Origin of the sequence: Microvirga sp. RSM25 (assembly GCF_044784385.1) — a bacterium.
Lineage (GTDB): Bacteria > Pseudomonadota > Alphaproteobacteria > Rhizobiales > Beijerinckiaceae > Microvirga > Microvirga tunisiensis.
Genome location: NZ_CP173039.1, coordinates 2,017,073 through 2,031,845, shown reverse-complemented (window position 1 = coordinate 2,031,845; position 14,773 = coordinate 2,017,073). Strand labels below are relative to the sequence as shown.

General features: G+C 61.6%; 12 protein-coding genes and 2 pseudogenes. 8 read left to right on the top strand and 6 right to left on the bottom strand.

Features of this window, described 5'->3' with window-relative positions:
• Window positions 1-42 precede the first annotated feature (42 nt).
• The 4 genes and pseudogenes from ACD578_RS09595 to ACD578_RS09580 all read left to right on the top strand — a co-directional run bounded on the left by ACD578_RS09595 (window position 43) and on the right by ACD578_RS09580 (window position 4,301).
• Window positions 43-1,679, top strand: a pseudogene (locus tag ACD578_RS09595) (acyl-CoA synthetase).
• Window positions 1,680-1,735: 56 nt separating this feature from the next.
• Window positions 1,736-2,542: an SDR family NAD(P)-dependent oxidoreductase gene (locus tag ACD578_RS09590; protein WP_404292574.1), complete on the top strand. Its 807-nt coding sequence runs from the start codon at window positions 1,736-1,738 to the stop codon at window positions 2,540-2,542.
• 7 nt (window positions 2,543-2,549) lie between these two features.
• Window positions 2,550-3,353 (top strand): SDR family NAD(P)-dependent oxidoreductase, encoded by an 804-nt coding sequence (locus ACD578_RS09585; protein ID WP_404292572.1) that lies wholly within the window; start codon window positions 2,550-2,552, stop codon window positions 3,351-3,353.
• An 84-nt stretch (window positions 3,354-3,437) separates the two neighbouring features.
• The gene (locus ACD578_RS09580) at window positions 3,438-4,301 is read left to right on the top strand and encodes a PCC domain-containing protein (protein WP_404292571.1); all 864 of its coding nucleotides are present in this window, start codon (window positions 3,438-3,440) and stop codon (window positions 4,299-4,301) included.
• Between the two features lie 12 nt (window positions 4,302-4,313).
• Here the strand turns inward: ACD578_RS09580 and ACD578_RS09575 are convergent, their stop codons facing one another.
• The 6 genes and pseudogenes from ACD578_RS09575 to ACD578_RS09550 form a co-directional block, all read right to left on the bottom strand.
• Complete coding sequence (locus ACD578_RS09575) at window positions 4,314-5,324, bottom strand: bile acid:sodium symporter family protein (RefSeq protein WP_404292569.1); 1,011 nt, start codon at window positions 5,322-5,324, stop codon at window positions 4,314-4,316.
• Between the two features lie 25 nt (window positions 5,325-5,349).
• Window positions 5,350-6,744, bottom strand: coding sequence for an NAD(P)H-dependent oxidoreductase (locus ACD578_RS09570; RefSeq protein WP_404292567.1), 1,395 nt, complete (start codon window positions 6,742-6,744; stop codon window positions 5,350-5,352).
• Window positions 6,745-6,823: 79 nt separating this feature from the next.
• A pseudogene (gene otnK, locus ACD578_RS09565) lies at window positions 6,824-8,088 on the bottom strand (3-oxo-tetronate kinase).
• Window positions 8,085-8,894, bottom strand: a complete 810-nt coding sequence (locus ACD578_RS09560; RefSeq protein WP_404292565.1) for a hydroxypyruvate isomerase family protein — start codon at window positions 8,892-8,894, stop codon at window positions 8,085-8,087. The pseudogene otnK and the gene ACD578_RS09560 overlap by 4 nt, the downstream one beginning before the upstream one ends.
• A 4-nt stretch (window positions 8,895-8,898) precedes the next feature.
• On the bottom strand, window positions 8,899-9,618 hold the full coding sequence (gene otnC / locus ACD578_RS09555; protein ID WP_404292563.1) for a 3-oxo-tetronate 4-phosphate decarboxylase: 720 nt from the start codon (window positions 9,616-9,618) through the stop codon (window positions 8,899-8,901).
• Between the two features lie 55 nt (window positions 9,619-9,673).
• Window positions 9,674-10,363, bottom strand: a complete 690-nt coding sequence (locus ACD578_RS09550; RefSeq protein WP_404292561.1) for a GntR family transcriptional regulator — start codon at window positions 10,361-10,363, stop codon at window positions 9,674-9,676.
• A gap of 216 nt (window positions 10,364-10,579) precedes the next feature.
• On the opposite strand from ACD578_RS09550, the gene ACD578_RS09545 reads away from it, so the two are divergent.
• From ACD578_RS09545 to ACD578_RS09530, 4 genes are all read left to right on the top strand, one after another.
• Entirely contained in the window at window positions 10,580-11,599 is a 1,020-nt protein-coding gene (locus tag ACD578_RS09545; protein WP_404293769.1) for a 4-hydroxythreonine-4-phosphate dehydrogenase PdxA, read from the top strand.
• A gap of 56 nt (window positions 11,600-11,655) precedes the next feature.
• Complete coding sequence (locus ACD578_RS09540; protein ID WP_404292559.1) at window positions 11,656-12,651, top strand: Bug family tripartite tricarboxylate transporter substrate binding protein; 996 nt, start codon at window positions 11,656-11,658, stop codon at window positions 12,649-12,651.
• A gap of 81 nt (window positions 12,652-12,732) precedes the next feature.
• Window positions 12,733-13,212, top strand: a complete 480-nt coding sequence (locus ACD578_RS09535) for a tripartite tricarboxylate transporter TctB family protein (RefSeq protein WP_404292557.1) — start codon at window positions 12,733-12,735, stop codon at window positions 13,210-13,212.
• A gap of 25 nt (window positions 13,213-13,237) precedes the next feature.
• On the top strand, window positions 13,238-14,752 hold the full coding sequence (locus ACD578_RS09530) for a tripartite tricarboxylate transporter permease (protein ID WP_404292555.1): 1,515 nt from the start codon (window positions 13,238-13,240) through the stop codon (window positions 14,750-14,752).
• The last annotated feature ends 21 nt before the right edge of the window (window positions 14,753-14,773 follow it).

The window sequence follows — 14,773 nt, the reverse complement described above, 5'->3', positions numbered from 1 at the left end:
TATGGCACACGCAGTTATTGCTTGTCTTTGGAAGCGCCGCAAATGACCACCTCCACGCGGATCCCTGCGGGAGGCGTCGGACCTGTGTCAAAACGGGTCATGAACCTAGCCAATTTTCTGCATCAGGCGGCCCGGCGTCATAGAAACGAGATTGGTTTCGTCTGGGGGGCGCGACTTGGACCTGGGGCGATCTCGCGCGGCGTGTCGATGCCATGGCGGCAGCCTTGGCCGCAAAGGGGATCGGGAAGGGCGACCGCGTCCTGGTGCAGTCCAAGAACTGCAACCAGATGTTCGAGTCCATGTTCGCATGCTTCCAGCTTGGAGCCATCTGGGTGCCGGCGAACTTTCGTCAAACGCCGGACGAGGTCGCCTATCTCGCCAAGTCGAGCGGCGCTTCGGCCCTGATTTGCCATCGTGACTTCCCGGAGCATGTCGCAGCAGTGCGTGAGGCTGCTCCCGGCATCCGGTCCGTAATCTCAATCGGATCTTCGGAGTTCGGTGAGGAATACGATGCTCTTGTTGCACGATATTCGGGTGAGAGCGTGCCGATGGCAACGGTCGAGCATGATGATCCATGCTGGTTCTTCTTCACCTCCGGCACGACCGGACGTCCGAAAGCCGCCGTTCTGACTCATGGCCAGATGGCCTTTGTGGTGACGAACCACCTCTGCGACCTGATGCCGGGTACGACACACCAGGACGCATCCCTCGTGGTGGCACCGTTGTCCCACGGCGCGGGAGTCCATCAGCTCACGCAGGTGGCGCGTGGGGTCAAGACCGTGCTGCTTTCGAGCGAGCGGTTCGACATCGACGAGGCATGGAAGCTCGTCGAACAATGGCGGATCACGAATCTCTTTACCGTTCCCACCATCGTCAAGCTGCTGACTGAGCATCCATCGGTCGACAGACACGATCACTCATCGCTTCGCTATGTGATCTATGCCGGCGCTCCCATGTACCGGGAGGACCAGAAGCATGCGCTCAGGAAGCTCGGAAAGGTGCTTGTCCAGTATTTCGGCCTTGGCGAGGTGACCGGGAACATCACGGTGCTTCCGCCGGCGCTCCACGAATCCGACGACGGCACTGATGTGAAGATCGGAACCTGCGGTTATGAGCGGACCGGCATGCAGGTCTCGATCCAGGACGAGCAGGGGCGCGAGGTGGCAGCCGGCGAGACAGGGGAAATCTGCGTCTGCGGACCGGCTGTATTCGCGGGGTACTACAATAATCCCGACGCCAATGCGAAGGCCTTCCGGGACGGGTGGTTCCGGACGGGCGATTTGGGGCATGTGGACGAGGAAGGTTATCTCTACATCACCGGCCGCGCCTCCGACATGTACATCTCGGGCGGCTCGAACGTCTATCCGCGAGAGATCGAAGAGAAGATCCTGACGCACCCTGCCGTTGCCGAAGTCGCCATCCTGGGAGTACCCGACAGAACCTGGGGAGAAGTGGGAGTGGCCGTCTGCGTGCGACGACCGCAGGCGGAGGTCGGCGAGAGCGAGCTCCTGGCTTGGATGGAGGGCAAGGTCGCCCGCTACAAAATCCCGAAGCGGGTGTTCTTCTGGGAGGCGCTGCCCAGATCCGCTTATGGCAAGATCACGAAGAAGGACATCCGGGCGGAGCTGGAATCTCGCGGTTGTCTGCCGTTGGCCCAGCCGGCACCGAGTACGACCTGATGTGAAGATTCCGCTTCGCCACGGAACCCGTGTGTCAGTTCTGAGGAGAGAGAAATATGGCCCAGCAGCAGACGGTGATCGTGACCGGAGGGGCTTCCGGCATCGGGCTTGCGGTCGTCGAAGCAATTCTTGCCGAAGGTTGGCGCGCCGTTGTTGCGGATCTCGAACAGAGGAACCTCGACCGATGCAGGGATGTCCTGTCCCCGTCCAACAACCGGGTTCGGTTCGAGCGGATGAATGTCGCAGACGAAGATGAAGTCGTCCGCACCGTCGCGGCGTGCGAAGCGGAGTTCGGGCCCATCACGGGGGTGGTCAATTCAGCCGGCATCGGCCGCGATGTGCCTGCCCTCAACACAAGCGTCGACCTCTTCCGGAGGATGCTGGAGGTCAATCTGATCGGGAGTTTCGTCGTGTCCCGCGAGGCGGCCAAACTGATGCGAGCGCGGGGAAGTGGCTCCATCGTCAACATTGCGTCGGTGTCCGGCGTGATGGGCAACAGGGGGCGCGTGGCTTATGGCGCCTCGAAAGGAGGAGTCATCACGATGACGAAGGTCATGGCCGTCGAACTGGCTTCCGTCGGGATCCGCGTGAACGCCATTGCTCCCGGTCCGATCGAGACGCCGCTCGTGCAGGAGGTTCACACTCCTGAAGTGCGCGCTGCCTGGATGACGACCGTGCCGCAGCGCCGCTACGGTTCGCCGGATGAGATTGCCGGAGCAGCCATCTTCCTGCTCGATCAGCGCAAGTCCAGCTACATCACCGGACAGACGATCTGTGTCGATGGCGGCTTTTCCATCGCGGGCATTCTCGATCCTGCGCCGAACGTGCCTGTCTCCGAAGCCCCTGGTGCGGACCATAGGTGAGGCCAGGATGGGCGAGCGTTTAAGAGGCAAGATCGCCATCGTGTTCGGGGCCGGATCGTCGGGGCCGGGCTGGGGCAACGGAAAAGCCGCCGCGGTTGCCTATGCGCGGGAAGGGGCGAGCGTAGTTTGCATTGATCTTGTCCAGGCTGCGGCCGAAGAAACGGCCTCGATCATAGACAAGGAGGGAGGCAATGCCCTGGCCATCTCCGCCGATGTAACGGAAATGAGTTCAATTAACGGAGCGGTCGAGAGAGCGGCCGCGAAATTCGGCAGGCTCGACATCCTGCATAACAACGTCGGAGTGACCCATATGGGCGGTCCCGTCGAGCTGAGCGAGGAGCAGTTCGCTGCCGCCCTGGATCTCAATATCGGGCCGATCTATCGGACTTCCAAGGCCGTCATTCCGCACATGTTGCGCCAGGGCGGAGGTGCGATCGTCAACATATCCTCTCTCGCAGCCATCCGATGGACCGGCTATCCCTACTTCGCTTATTCCGCGACCAAGGCGGCGGTGAACCAGGCGACCGTCGCTCTTGCCATGCAATATGCCCGACAGGGAATCAGGGCCAACTGCATCATGCCCGGACTTATCGATACTCCGCTGATCTACAAGCAGATCTCCGGGCAATATGCGTCCATCGACGAGATGGTGAGCGCACGCAATGCGGCTGTCCCACTTGGAAAAATGGGAACGGCCTGGGACATTGCGAATGCTGCCGTCTTCCTGGCATCGGACGAGGCCAAATTCATTACGGGTGTCTGCCTGCCGGTGGATGGCGGTCAGAGCTGTGCCGTGTCGGAGTTTCGTTGACGATCGGGCTAGAGATTGCGGGCGGGGAGTGTGAGGCTGAATGAAGCCTTCTTTACATTCAGGCGATTTGCCAGGGAGCGACACATGACATTGAGAACAATTCGCCACCCTGGCCCTGCATCTCCCGAGCGTTCGGCCGCCGTTGCCGGGTCTGCCGTGCCACTGCAATTCACGCTTGAGCCAGGGCAGGCCGTCGATGCAGCGATCGCCAAGGGATTCGCGAATTCCGGGTGCACCGGTGGGTTCGTGGAATTCGACGGCGGACGATGCGACCCGTTCCAGTTCGTCATGCCGGCCGCCTCTCCGGACGCTCTTCATGCGGCCTGGTACAGCGGAACGTTCGAGCCTGGGGGGTGGGTGACGATCGAGCGCGCCTGTGCCATCGTCGGCTGGCGCGATGGCAAGCTTTTCATCCACTGCCACGGGATCTGGAACTCACGCGACGGCCGGCAGATGGGCCATATGCTCGGACCGGTGACAATCGTAGCGGAGCCGATCGTCGTCACCGGGATCGGATCCCGAACCGCAGCCTTCAAGGCTCTGCCGGACGCTGAGACGAATTTTACGTTGTTCGAGCCGATGCTTGTTTCCGAAGATATGGCACAGGCTTCCCACTCCGGTGTGCTGCTGGCGAAGGTCAGGCCCAACGAGGATATCACCCTCGCCATCGAGGCCATCTGCTCACGGCATGGGATCAAAGCGGCCAACGTCTATGGCATCGGCAGCTTGAACGAAGTTCGGTTCACGGATGGAACCCATGTCGACTCCCATGCGACGGAGGTTCTCATCCGTAAGGGCAGGGTGGTGAGCGTCGACGGCCTGCCGCGGGCAAGCCTCGATATCGACGTCGTCGATATCGAGGGAAGGATCTTCGCCGGCGAGATCGTGCGCGGCGATAACCCGGTCTGCGTCACCTTTGAACTGGTCATCGAACCGAGGACGGATTGACCTTGTCCGGTTTCATGTTCGGCCGGTCGACGAGCTGGCGGATTCCGCAACTGACGGCTCTCGAACATTCCGCTCCGCATAGGCTCTCGCCAGGACCGCGCACACCAGCAGCTGAATCTGGTGGAACAGCATCAGCGGCAGGATGATCGCGCCGATCATGCTGGCTGGAAAGAGAATGCTGGCGATCGGGACGCCGCTGCCAAGGCTTTTCTTGGAGCCGCAGAATACGATGGCGACCTCATCCCGGCGCGAGAAGCCGAACAGGCGGCTTGCCGTCGTGGTGATCACCAAAACGGCGGCAAGCAAGGCACAGCTGAGGAGAACGAGGAGGATCATGTCTCTCGGCTCCAACTGGTGCCACAGGTTGTTGATGGCGGCTTCTCCAAAAGCATAATAGACGATCAGGAGGATGGCACCACGATCTACGATGCCGGTGAATGTCCGGCGTTTCTCGACCCATTGTCCTATCCAGGGGCGCACGAGATGGCCGAGCACGAACGGAACGAGGATCTGCAGCACGATTTCGCCGATGGCCCCGAACGAGACACCTCCCTGGGTCTGCGCGAAGAATCCCATGAGAAGAGGAGTGAGAAAGACTCCCAGGACATTCGAGGCCGAGGCGCTGCACACGGCAGCGGCGACATTTCCGCCCGCGATCGACGTGAAGGTGATCGACGACTGGATCGTGGACGGAAGGAGGCAGAGGTAGAGAATGCCTAAGGCGATGCCCGGAGCCAGGTACGATTGCAGATAGGTCTTCGTGAGCAGCCCGAGAACCGGGAACAGGATGAAGGTCGCGGCGAACACCATCAGGTGAAGGCGCCAATGAATGGCCCCTTGAATGATCGCCTGCCGGGGAAGACGGGCTCCTTGGAGAAAGAACAGGAGCGCGATCGAGCCGACGATGACCATTTTCAGAATGGGGGCCGCCGCACCTGTCGCAGGCAAAACCGTCGCGAGAATGGCTGTCGCCACAAGGGCAATGGTGAAGCGGTCAGGCCGCAGGAGGGAGAGGAAGGCCATCGATTATGCGCTCCGGGTGAGGCTCTTAAGACCGGGGTCCGAAGAAGCGTGCATCCTGCTCCCGCCGCAGCCGCATCAGCGCCGATGCCTCCTGCGGTTCCAGGTCTCCCATCCGGATTTCCTGCCCCTTCGGGATCGTAGTCGTCAATCGGCAATCCGCCGCAAGGTAGAACGGGGCAGGGGCTGTCGCCGTGAGAGGTCCGGCGGGCCGGAACTCGGCCGTCACGCCCGAGATCGTATGGTGGTGTCCTCCCATGGAGAGAACCGTGCCAGCCGGCAGGTCCTCGGTTGCTACGGCGATCAGGTCGTAGCGCGGCCGGTAGTCGGAGCCGTAGCCGGATGTCTGATGGATTGCGGCGTCGAGGATGCTGGTGGCGGCCTCGAGCCCCAGCAGGTGCCGCGGCAGGAACACCATGGCGTTTGCGCCCGTCCGGCTGACGATATGTCCTTTCTGGGCCAGCATGTCCCAACTCTTCGCATCGTCGCAGCGAATGATGACGAAGACGCCACCCGCGAAGCTGATCTCGTCGGGTTTGCGCAGGCAGTGGAAGACGTCAAGACGCCTGGTGCCCGAGAGAATGCCGCCATCATCATGTTGCGAGAAGATCGTCGGAACCTCACTGATGCGCGCAAGGGGCGCATGAAGATCGAATCGGTCGGGCTGCAGACCCGTTGCGTTCGCAACGACCATGAGCTCGCACAGATCCGGCACGGCCCGCTGCGGGAAGCCGGCAATGGCATTGCTTCTGGCGGCCAGGATCTCGCCAACATCCCGTTCGCCGAGTGCCCAATGACCTTCCAGATCCACGTTCTCGGCGGAGCGCTCGTTACTGGTGAGACGGCCGGAGGAGGGATCGAAAACGAAATCGTACTCACTGGACTTGCCAGCGGCAATCACATGAAAGCCCATGACTTCGGCCCAGGTGGCAAGGCCAATGAGCAGGCTCGGTTGATCGCCATCGACTGTCGTGACAATGCGGCCACGTTCGGCGGCAAGAGCTTTGAGGCCCGGGCCGACGACGCTGTCGAGCTCCTTCGTGACGAGCGCAAGGTGCTTTTCGGCCTCGACCGCGAGCAGGGCATGACGGGCTGCCGCTTTCGGCTGACCGGTCGCTTCGACGATCACATCGAAAGGAAGATCGCACACGAGCGCGAGATCCTTGGTTGCGATGTAGTCTCCACGCTCCCACGCGGCCTTCGCCTCATGAGCCGACTCGCAAATCTGGATCTTGCGCGGGTCGATTCCAGCGGCCTTCAATCCCGATGCAGCACTCTCGGCGCTAAGATCGACGGCGATGCGCGCATTCATCAGGGGCACGCGTTGAGCCTGGGCGAGAAAGCTCTGGCCGAAGCCGCCGGTGCCGACGACGCAGGTCTCTACGGGGCGATCCGCCTTCGCGTAGTAATCATGATAGTTCATCGCACGTATCTCCGTTCCGGCAGGCGGTCGTTACCGGGTTGTTGTGCCGCTGAATTTGCCGACTATTTGAGCCGCAGCTCTATCGAAGCAGGTTCCAGGCCTTCAGGAAGAAGTCCGGAGTTCCGAAATTGCCTGACTTGAGCGCAAGCGCGAGGTCGATCCCGGCCAGCGAGCGGGTCCAGGGCACGCCCGGATCGATCTCGGGCCCGATCGCGAGCGCACCGACATCGAGGGCATTCACGACGGCCCCGGACGTCTCGCCGCCGGCAACGATGAGGCGCGTGAAGCCGAGGGCCGGAAGCGCTTTCGCAATTCCCGCAAGGGTGCTCTCGACGATCTCCCCGCATTCATGCGTCCGAGCTTGCTTTGGACCGCCTGAACTTCGTCGGGGGTCGCTGTGGAATAGATCAGGGCCGGTCCGTTGGCAGGCTGTGTTTTCAGCCACTCGAGAGCCGTCTTCGCGGACATGGCTCCCGAGGCGAGCTCCATGGCGTCGAGCTGGAGAGCGGGAACGCCGGCTTCAAGGGCGGTCTTGACCTGCTCCCTCGTGGCGCTGGAACACGATCCAGCCAGGATGATGCTGCGGCCGGCAGGGGCATCGAAGCCTTTTGACGGGGAGGGCGCGGTTGAGCGCTCACTCTGCCGATAAGCGGCAGGCAGGCCCATGGCGACACCCGATCCGCCGGTCATGAGAGGAAAGTCGGCGGCTGCGAGACCGATGGCCCGAAGGTGCGCGTCGTTCAGCGCGTCGACGATGACGATTTGATGTCCCGCAGCCTTTTCGCGCTCGAAGGCTGAGCGAATGGCGTCCGGTCCTGCTTCCACGTCTTCATAGGAAACGAGGCCGACCGAGCGCTTCGTCTGTCGCTGCAGAACCCGCACGAGATTCGAATCGCGCATGGGCGTCAGCGGATGGTCCTTCATGCTGCTTTCGTGCAGTAGCACCCCGTTCACGAAGAGGTGGCCCTTGTAGACCGTACGTCCATTGGCTGGAAAGGCCGGGCAGGCGAGGGTGAAGTCGGCGCCGGTGAAGGCGAGAAGGGCTTCCGAAACGGGCCCGATATTACCCTCGTCGGTGGAGTCGAACGTCGAGCAGTACTTGAAGAACAGGTGTTGCGCGCCGGCCTTTTTGAGAGCCTCCGCCGCGGTCAAGGATTGAGCGACAGCCTCGGGAGCCGGAACCGTCCGGGATTTCAGGGCGACGACGACGGCGTCCGCACCCGACAGGTCGAGACCCGCCCGCGGCACGCCGATCGTCTGGATCGTCCGGAGCCCTTCGCGGGCCAGCATGAGAGCGAGGTCGGTTGCTCCGGTCAGATCATCGGCGACGCATCCGAGCTTCATGTCACAGCTCCACGGCCGTTGGAGGATCGATCCTGGGTCCAGGTTGAAAGCCAGCCGAGGCCGTCTTCCGTCCGGCCGCGCGGCTTGTATTCGGCTCCGATCCAGCCGCTGTATCCCAGACGGTCGAGCGATCGGCAAATGTCGCGGTAGTCGATTTCGCCCTCATCCGGCTCGGCACGGCTCGGAACCGCAGCGATCTGCACGTGGCCGATGAGATCGAGATGGTCCTTGAGCCGCCGTGTCAGATCTCCCTGCATGATCTGGGTGTGATAGCAGTCGAACATGATCTTCACGTTCCGGCGGCCGACCTGATCGATGATCGACGCGGCCTGCTCGATGGTGTGAAGGAAGTATCCCGGCTTGTCCCGATGGTTGATCGGTTCGATCAGGACCGTCATGTCAGCCTGGGAGGCCTTGTCGGCGGCAAGCGTCAGGTTCGTCACGAGTGTACGCTCAGCGGCTGAAGCAGCATCCGGAGTGACCAGCCCGGACATGCAGTGAACGGCTGTCGCGCCAATAGCATGTCCGTAGGACACGGCCTGATCGAGTGCCTGTTGAAACTCGGCCTCGCGGCCCGAAAGGGCGCCGAGCCCGAAATCGCCCGCGGCGGCGTTACCGACCGGTGTGTTCAATCCGAGCATGGTGACCTGGCTGCGGCTCAAGGCGCTGCGCATTTCGGCAGCAGGCACCTGATAGGGCCAGTGCATCTCGACGGCTTTGAAGCCTGCTGCGGCTGCGGCCGCAATCCGTTCGATTTCAGGAACGTCAGTGAAAAGAAAGCCTAGGTTGGCCGAGAAACGGGGCATCGGTTCATCCGCACTTGTGGGAATGGTGATGAGGGTCGGAACAGCATTCCTGAGAGCTGTCGGGAGATTCGTCGGCAATCGCCTCGTCCAGCTTGAAATGAGTCACCAGATCCCGAACCTGCGCACGGGTCAGCAGGCGTGGGTTGAGACCGTGGAGGAGAAGGCGCAGCTTCGCGGTCTCCTCCAGTTCCTCAGTGGCATAGACAGCAGCTTCCAGATCCTTGCCAGCCACCACAGGGCCGTGATTGGCAAGAAGTACGGCACTGTAGCGCCCCGCGAGACCCCGGATCGCATCCGCGACGGCTGCATCTCCCGGCCGATAGTAAGGAACGAGGGCCGTCCGGCCGACACGCATGACGTAATAGGCCGTCATGGGCGGCAGTGCATTGGCCGGGTCGACGTCGGGCAGCATCGAAACCGCGACGGAATGGGTGGAGTGCAGATGGACGATCGCGCCTGCATCCTTGCGGGTTGCGTAAAGAGCTGCGTGGAGAGGCAGCTCCTTCGTCGGTGCATCGCCCGAGAGAAGGCGGCCGTCGCCGTCGAGCTTGCTCATGCGGGCCGGGTCGAGAAACCCCAGGGAGCTGTTCGTCGGTGTCGTCAGCCAGCCCCCATCGCTCAAGCGGACCGAAATATTGCCGGACGATCCGGCTGTCAGACCGCGTTCGAACAGAGAGCGCCCGAAAAGGCACATCGTCTCGCGAAGCTGACTCTCATGGCTCATGTCGGGGCCCTTGAAACTTTTGGCGTTGGAACTGGTAGCTGAGTGGCAGCAGCTTTCAGATCGCGTTCCTGACGCGCTCCCAGGTTTTTTCCATATGAACCGTCAGGACCTTCGACAGGCGATTGGCGTCCCGCGCTTCCAGAGCATCGATCATTTCTTCATGATCGGCCACGGCACCGGCCCATTTCTCCGGCCCCTCGTTGCCGATATATCGAATGCGCTTCAGCCGGGCCTGCAGCACGCTGTGAACCGAGACCAAGGCGTCGTTCTTGGAGAGACGGAGAATGGCCGAGTGAATGCTCTGGTTCAGCTTGAAATAGGGCAGGCGGTCACGCTTCTCATACATGTCCATCATGCGGTCATGCAGTTGCCGGACCTCCCGGATTTCGGCATCCGTCGCGTGCTCGCAGGCGAGGCGTCCGGCGAGACCCTCGAGATTGCCAATCACAATCAAGCTGTCATGGACGTCCTTTGCGGTGAACTGACGCACAACAGCGCCTCTGCCGGGTGACAGTTCCAGCAATCCCTCACTGACCAGAAACTTGAGGGCTTCCCGGAGGGGAGTCCGGGAAACGCCCAGCATTTTGCCGAGATTGCCTTCATGAAGCCGCGTCCCCGGGACCAGCTCACCCTCGATGATCATGTCGCGCACTCGCGCCACGATGGCATCGTGAAGGGTGGGGCGGACGATTGGGCCGCGCGAATCGAACTCTTCGATCAGCAGGGCAGCTGCCTCAGACGCCATGGCTCATTCCATTCCTTGCCGTCTTTCCACAAATCCTGACGGCGTCGACCCCTCTTTACAACTTTTTCCTGAATCCTCGCAAACAAAATTCTGTATGCAGCATACTTGTGTACGAAATTTTTGGCTGTTAATGTCCTTGCGTCATCCCGAGAAGAGGTTGCCGTGAACGCTCAAACGTCATCGATCCCGTCAGCAAAGCCGACCGTCGCGTTCGCCATGGGCGATCCGGCGGGCATCAGCCCGGAGCTTGCTGCCAAGCTCGTTGCGTCCGACGAATTCCGCTCCGGCGCGGATTTGGTGATCTTCGGCGACCTTCGGATTTTGGAGCAGGGCGCCAAGGTTGCGGGTGTTGAGGTCGACATCGACGTTGTGGTGTCGGAGCAGGCGATCCCGGATCGCTCGACCCGTCCCGTTTTCGTCGATCTGAAGAATCTTGATCCCAGCCAAGTCGTGCCCGCTACGGCGACGCTTGAAGGTGGCGTATTCGCGACCGAGAATTTCCGGCGCGCGCTGCTGCTGGCCCAGTCGGGCCGCGCGGATGCGGTGTTCTTCACGCCCTTCAATAAAAAGGCCATGCGTCTCGCCTACGAAGGCTATGACGACGAGATCCGGTTCGTGCGCGACGTTCTCAAGACGTCGGTGGCCGCGAGCGAGTTCAACGTTCTGGGCAAGACCTGGAATGCCCGCGTCACATCGCATATCCCGCTGTCGCAGGTAGCGTCCGCCATCTCCGAGAAATCGATCCTGCGGTCTCTCACGCTGGCTGACCAGTGCATGCGCGGCGCAGGCTTCAATCCGCCGCGCATTGCGGTTGCTGGCCTTAACCCACATGCAGGCGACGGCGGCAATTTCGGCAGCGAGGAAATCGACGTCATCGAACCGGCCGTCCGTCAGGGGCAGGCCCAGGGCTTCACGGTCGAAGGGCCGTTCCCGTCCGATACCGTCTTCCTGCGCGCCAAGAATGGCGATTTCGATGCCGTTCTCACCATGTACCACGATCAGGGCCAGATCGCGATGAAGCTGATGGGCTTCGATCGCGGCGTCACGCTGATCGGCGGCTTCGAATTCCCGATCTGCACGCCTGCCCACGGCACGGCGTATGAGATCGCCGGTCGCGGCATTGCCAATCTCGGTGCCAGCCGCGAGGCGCTCTCGCTCGCCATCCGCATGGGCGCCGAGGTGCGGGCCCGACGATCTGAAGCCGAGCAGCCCAGATTGTCAGCCGTCAATTCCTAAACAGCCAGTTCCGAGAACCGACGCCATCGGTTGGAAACATCACAGGGAGGAAGAACATGCTTAAAAAGACTTCATGGTTGGTCGCCACCGCCATCGCGGTGACATTCGGCGGCGCAGCTCAGGCGGATTGGAAGCCGACGAAGCCGGTCGAGTTCGTTGTCACATCGGCCCCCGGCGGCGGCACGGACAACTTCGCCCGCGTCGTGCAGTCGATCATCGCCAAGCACAAGCTGATGGAACAGTCGATCGTCGTCACCAACAAGGGCGGCGGCAGCGGTGCGGAAGGCTTCATCTATACGAAGATTGCGACGGGCGACAGCCACAAGCTCACCTTCGGCACGAACAACGCCTATCTCCTGCCTTATGTGGCGAAGCTCGCCTACAAGCCCGATGAGCTGACCCCTGTGGCGGCCATGGCTCTCGACGAGTTCCTGCTGTGGGTGAAGGCGGACGCTCCCTACAAGGACGCCAAGAGCTATATCGAAGCGGTCAAGGCGAAACCCGACACCTTCAAGATGGGCGGCAGCCAGTCCAAGGATACGGATCAGACATTGACGAGCCTGATCCAGGACGCGACGGGCTCCAAGTTCATTTACGTTCCCTTCCAGGGCGGTGGTGCAGCCGGTGTGCAGCTTGCCGGCGGTCACATCGACTCGAACACCAACAACCCGAATGAGAACGCAGGTCAGTGGAAGGCCGGAGCGATCACCCCACTCTGCGTGTTCAGCCCGACGCGCCTGCAGAGCGGCGCCAAGGTGACGGCCAGCATGGGCTGGTCGGATATCCCGACCTGCAAGGAAGCAGGGATCCCGATCGATCAGTTCCAGATGCCGCGCACCGTATGGCTGCCGGGCGGCGTTCCGGCCGAGTCGGTCGCGTTCTACGCCGATGTCCTCAAGAAGGTGAGCGAGACGCCCGAGTGGAAGGAATATATCGAGCGTACGTCCCAGACCGACCGTTTCCTGGCAGGCCAGGATCTGAAGACCTTCATCGCATCAGATGATGCCAAGAACCGCAAGGTCTTCGAACAGGAAGGTTGGGTCGTTCGCTAACTGCGACGATCTCGCGGCTGGCGGGGGATGACTCCGCCAGCCCTTATTCTATGCGGCATTCATCGGACCGGGACGGACGCCATGATTTCTCGTTATACGGCTGAGATCGGAACTGCGACTTTGACGGCGGGACTGGGGCTCGCTGCCGTGGTTGGTGCTCTGGAATTCGGGATCGGCTGGGGAGATGCAGGGCCGGAGCCCGGGGCATTTCCATTTTACATCGGCCTCTTGGTTGTTGCCGCCAGCGTTGGCACCCTGATCCAGGCGACGGTCGGCCGAGGCGGCTTGCAGTCGGTCTTTCTTCATAAGGAAGAGGCCAAGCGTGTGGCATCGTTCTTCTTGCCGATGCTCGCCTTCGTGGTAGTGGCGCGTCTCCTCGGTCTCTATGTGGCGACGGCTCTCTATCTCGCTTTCGTCATGTGCGTGCAGGGCAAGTACCGGCTCGTCATATCCGCAGCTTCTGGCATTGCCGCCGCCGTAATCTTCTATTTCGTGCTCGAAGTCGCCTTCCAGGTTCCTCTCCTGAAGGGTCCGCTCGAAGCTGCCCTGGGCCTTTATTAGACTCCTATCCTGACGGAGACAGGTCGTGGAAAATTTCGCATCACTCCTTCATGGTTTTGGCGTCGCGCTGACAACCTACCACGTCATGTTGATGATGGTCGGCGTTCTGCTGGGCATTCTCGTTGGTGTTCTGCCGGGCCTCGGAGCGCCCAATGGCGTTTCGCTGCTGCTCCCGCTGACCTTCACCATGGATCCGGTTGCGGCGATCATTCTGCTCACTAGCATGTATTGGGGAGCGCTCTTCGGCGGATCGACGACCTCGATCCTCTTCAACATCCCAGGCGAGCCATCATCCGTCGCGACAACGTTCGACGGGTATCCTATGGCCAGGCAGGGACAGGCGACGCAGGCGCTGACTCTGGCATTCCTGTCGGCCGGCTTCGGCGCTTTGGTGGGCGTGATCCTGATCACCGTGCTGTCGACCTGGGTTGCCAAGTTTGCTCTTCGCTTCAGTTCGCCGGAATATTTCGCCGTCTATTTTCTGGCCTTTGCCAGCTTCATCGGGCTTGGCGCCGCATCTCCGTTCAAGACCGTCGTCTCCATGGGCCTCGGATTTGCTTTTGCAGCGGTCGGCATGGACACGGTTTCGGGAGGCTTGCGCCTCACCTACGGGTTCAATGAACTCCTGTCCGGCATCAGCTTCCTCATTGCGGTGATCGGCCTGTTCGGCATCGGCGAGCTCATGCTCACCATGGAGGAGGGGCTGCGCTTCGATGGTATACGGGCCCGCGTCAAGGTGCGCGATGTCTTCAAGACGATCGCGACCCTGCCGCGCTACTGGGTGACGCTCCTGCGCAGCGCTGCCATCGGATGCTGGATGGGCATTACTCCCGGTGGGCCGACGGCAGCCTCCTTCATGAGCTATGGTCTGGCCAAGCGCCTCTCCCGCCGCAAGGAAGGTTTCGGACAGGGCGAGCCGGAGGGCGTTGTTGCTCCGGAAACGGCAGATCACGCTGCCGGAAGCAGCGCCATCCTGCCGATGCTCGCCCTCGGTGTTCCCGGTTCCGCGACTGCAGCCGTCATGATGGGTGGCCTGATGATCTGGGGCCTCAATCCGGGTCCGATGCTGTTTATAGAACGGCCGGACTTTGTCTGGGGTCTGATCGCCAGCATGTATCTCGGCAACATCGTCGCCGTGCTCATGGTGCTCGCAACCATTCCGCTTTTCGCCTCGATCCTGCGCATTCCTTTCGCGATCATCGGTCCCGTCATCGTGGTCGTATGCTTCATCGGTGCCTACACGGTCGCGGGTCGTCCGTTCGATCTCTGGCTGGCCTTGGCCTTCGGCGTGGTGGGATATCTGTTCAAGAAGCTGGATTATCCGATCGCGCCGCTCGTTCTGGCGATGGTGCTCGGAGACAAGGCGGAGGACGCTTTCCGGCAGTCCATGATCATGTCTCGAGGATCGCTCTCGATCTTCTGGTCGAACGGCCTTGTCGCAACGCTCATGCTGATCGGACTCGCGCTCGCCCTCGGTCCGCTTCTGAGCACCGTGCTCGGCCGCCTGGTGAAGCCCAAAACCTCATCGGCGGTCGCCTAAGCCTCATGTTCAAAAGGCCCG

Bases quoted from the DNA above. Each gene is read 5' to 3' on its own strand.
- ACD578_RS09590 (WP_404292574.1), top strand. From the start codon at position 1,736: ATGGCCCAGCAGCAGACGGTGATCGTGACCGGAGGGGCTTCCGGCATC.
- ACD578_RS09585 (WP_404292572.1), top strand. From the start codon at position 2,550: ATGGGCGAGCGTTTAAGAGGCAAGATCGCCATCGTGTTCGGGGCCGGA.
- ACD578_RS09580 (WP_404292571.1), top strand. From the start codon at position 3,438: ATGACATTGAGAACAATTCGCCACCCTGGCCCTGCATCTCCCGAGCGT.
- ACD578_RS09575 (WP_404292569.1), bottom strand. From the start codon at position 5,324: ATGGCCTTCCTCTCCCTCCTGCGGCCTGACCGCTTCACCATTGCCCTT.
- ACD578_RS09570 (WP_404292567.1), bottom strand. From the start codon at position 6,744: ATGAACTATCATGATTACTACGCGAAGGCGGATCGCCCCGTAGAGACC.
- ACD578_RS09560 (WP_404292565.1), bottom strand. From the start codon at position 8,894: ATGCCCCGTTTCTCGGCCAACCTAGGCTTTCTTTTCACTGACGTTCCT.
- otnC (WP_404292563.1), bottom strand. From the start codon at position 9,618: ATGAGCCATGAGAGTCAGCTTCGCGAGACGATGTGCCTTTTCGGGCGC.
- ACD578_RS09550 (WP_404292561.1), bottom strand. From the start codon at position 10,363: ATGGCGTCTGAGGCAGCTGCCCTGCTGATCGAAGAGTTCGATTCGCGC.
- ACD578_RS09545 (WP_404293769.1), top strand. From the start codon at position 10,580: ATGGGCGATCCGGCGGGCATCAGCCCGGAGCTTGCTGCCAAGCTCGTT.
- ACD578_RS09540 (WP_404292559.1), top strand. From the start codon at position 11,656: ATGCTTAAAAAGACTTCATGGTTGGTCGCCACCGCCATCGCGGTGACA.
- ACD578_RS09535 (WP_404292557.1), top strand. From the start codon at position 12,733: ATGATTTCTCGTTATACGGCTGAGATCGGAACTGCGACTTTGACGGCG.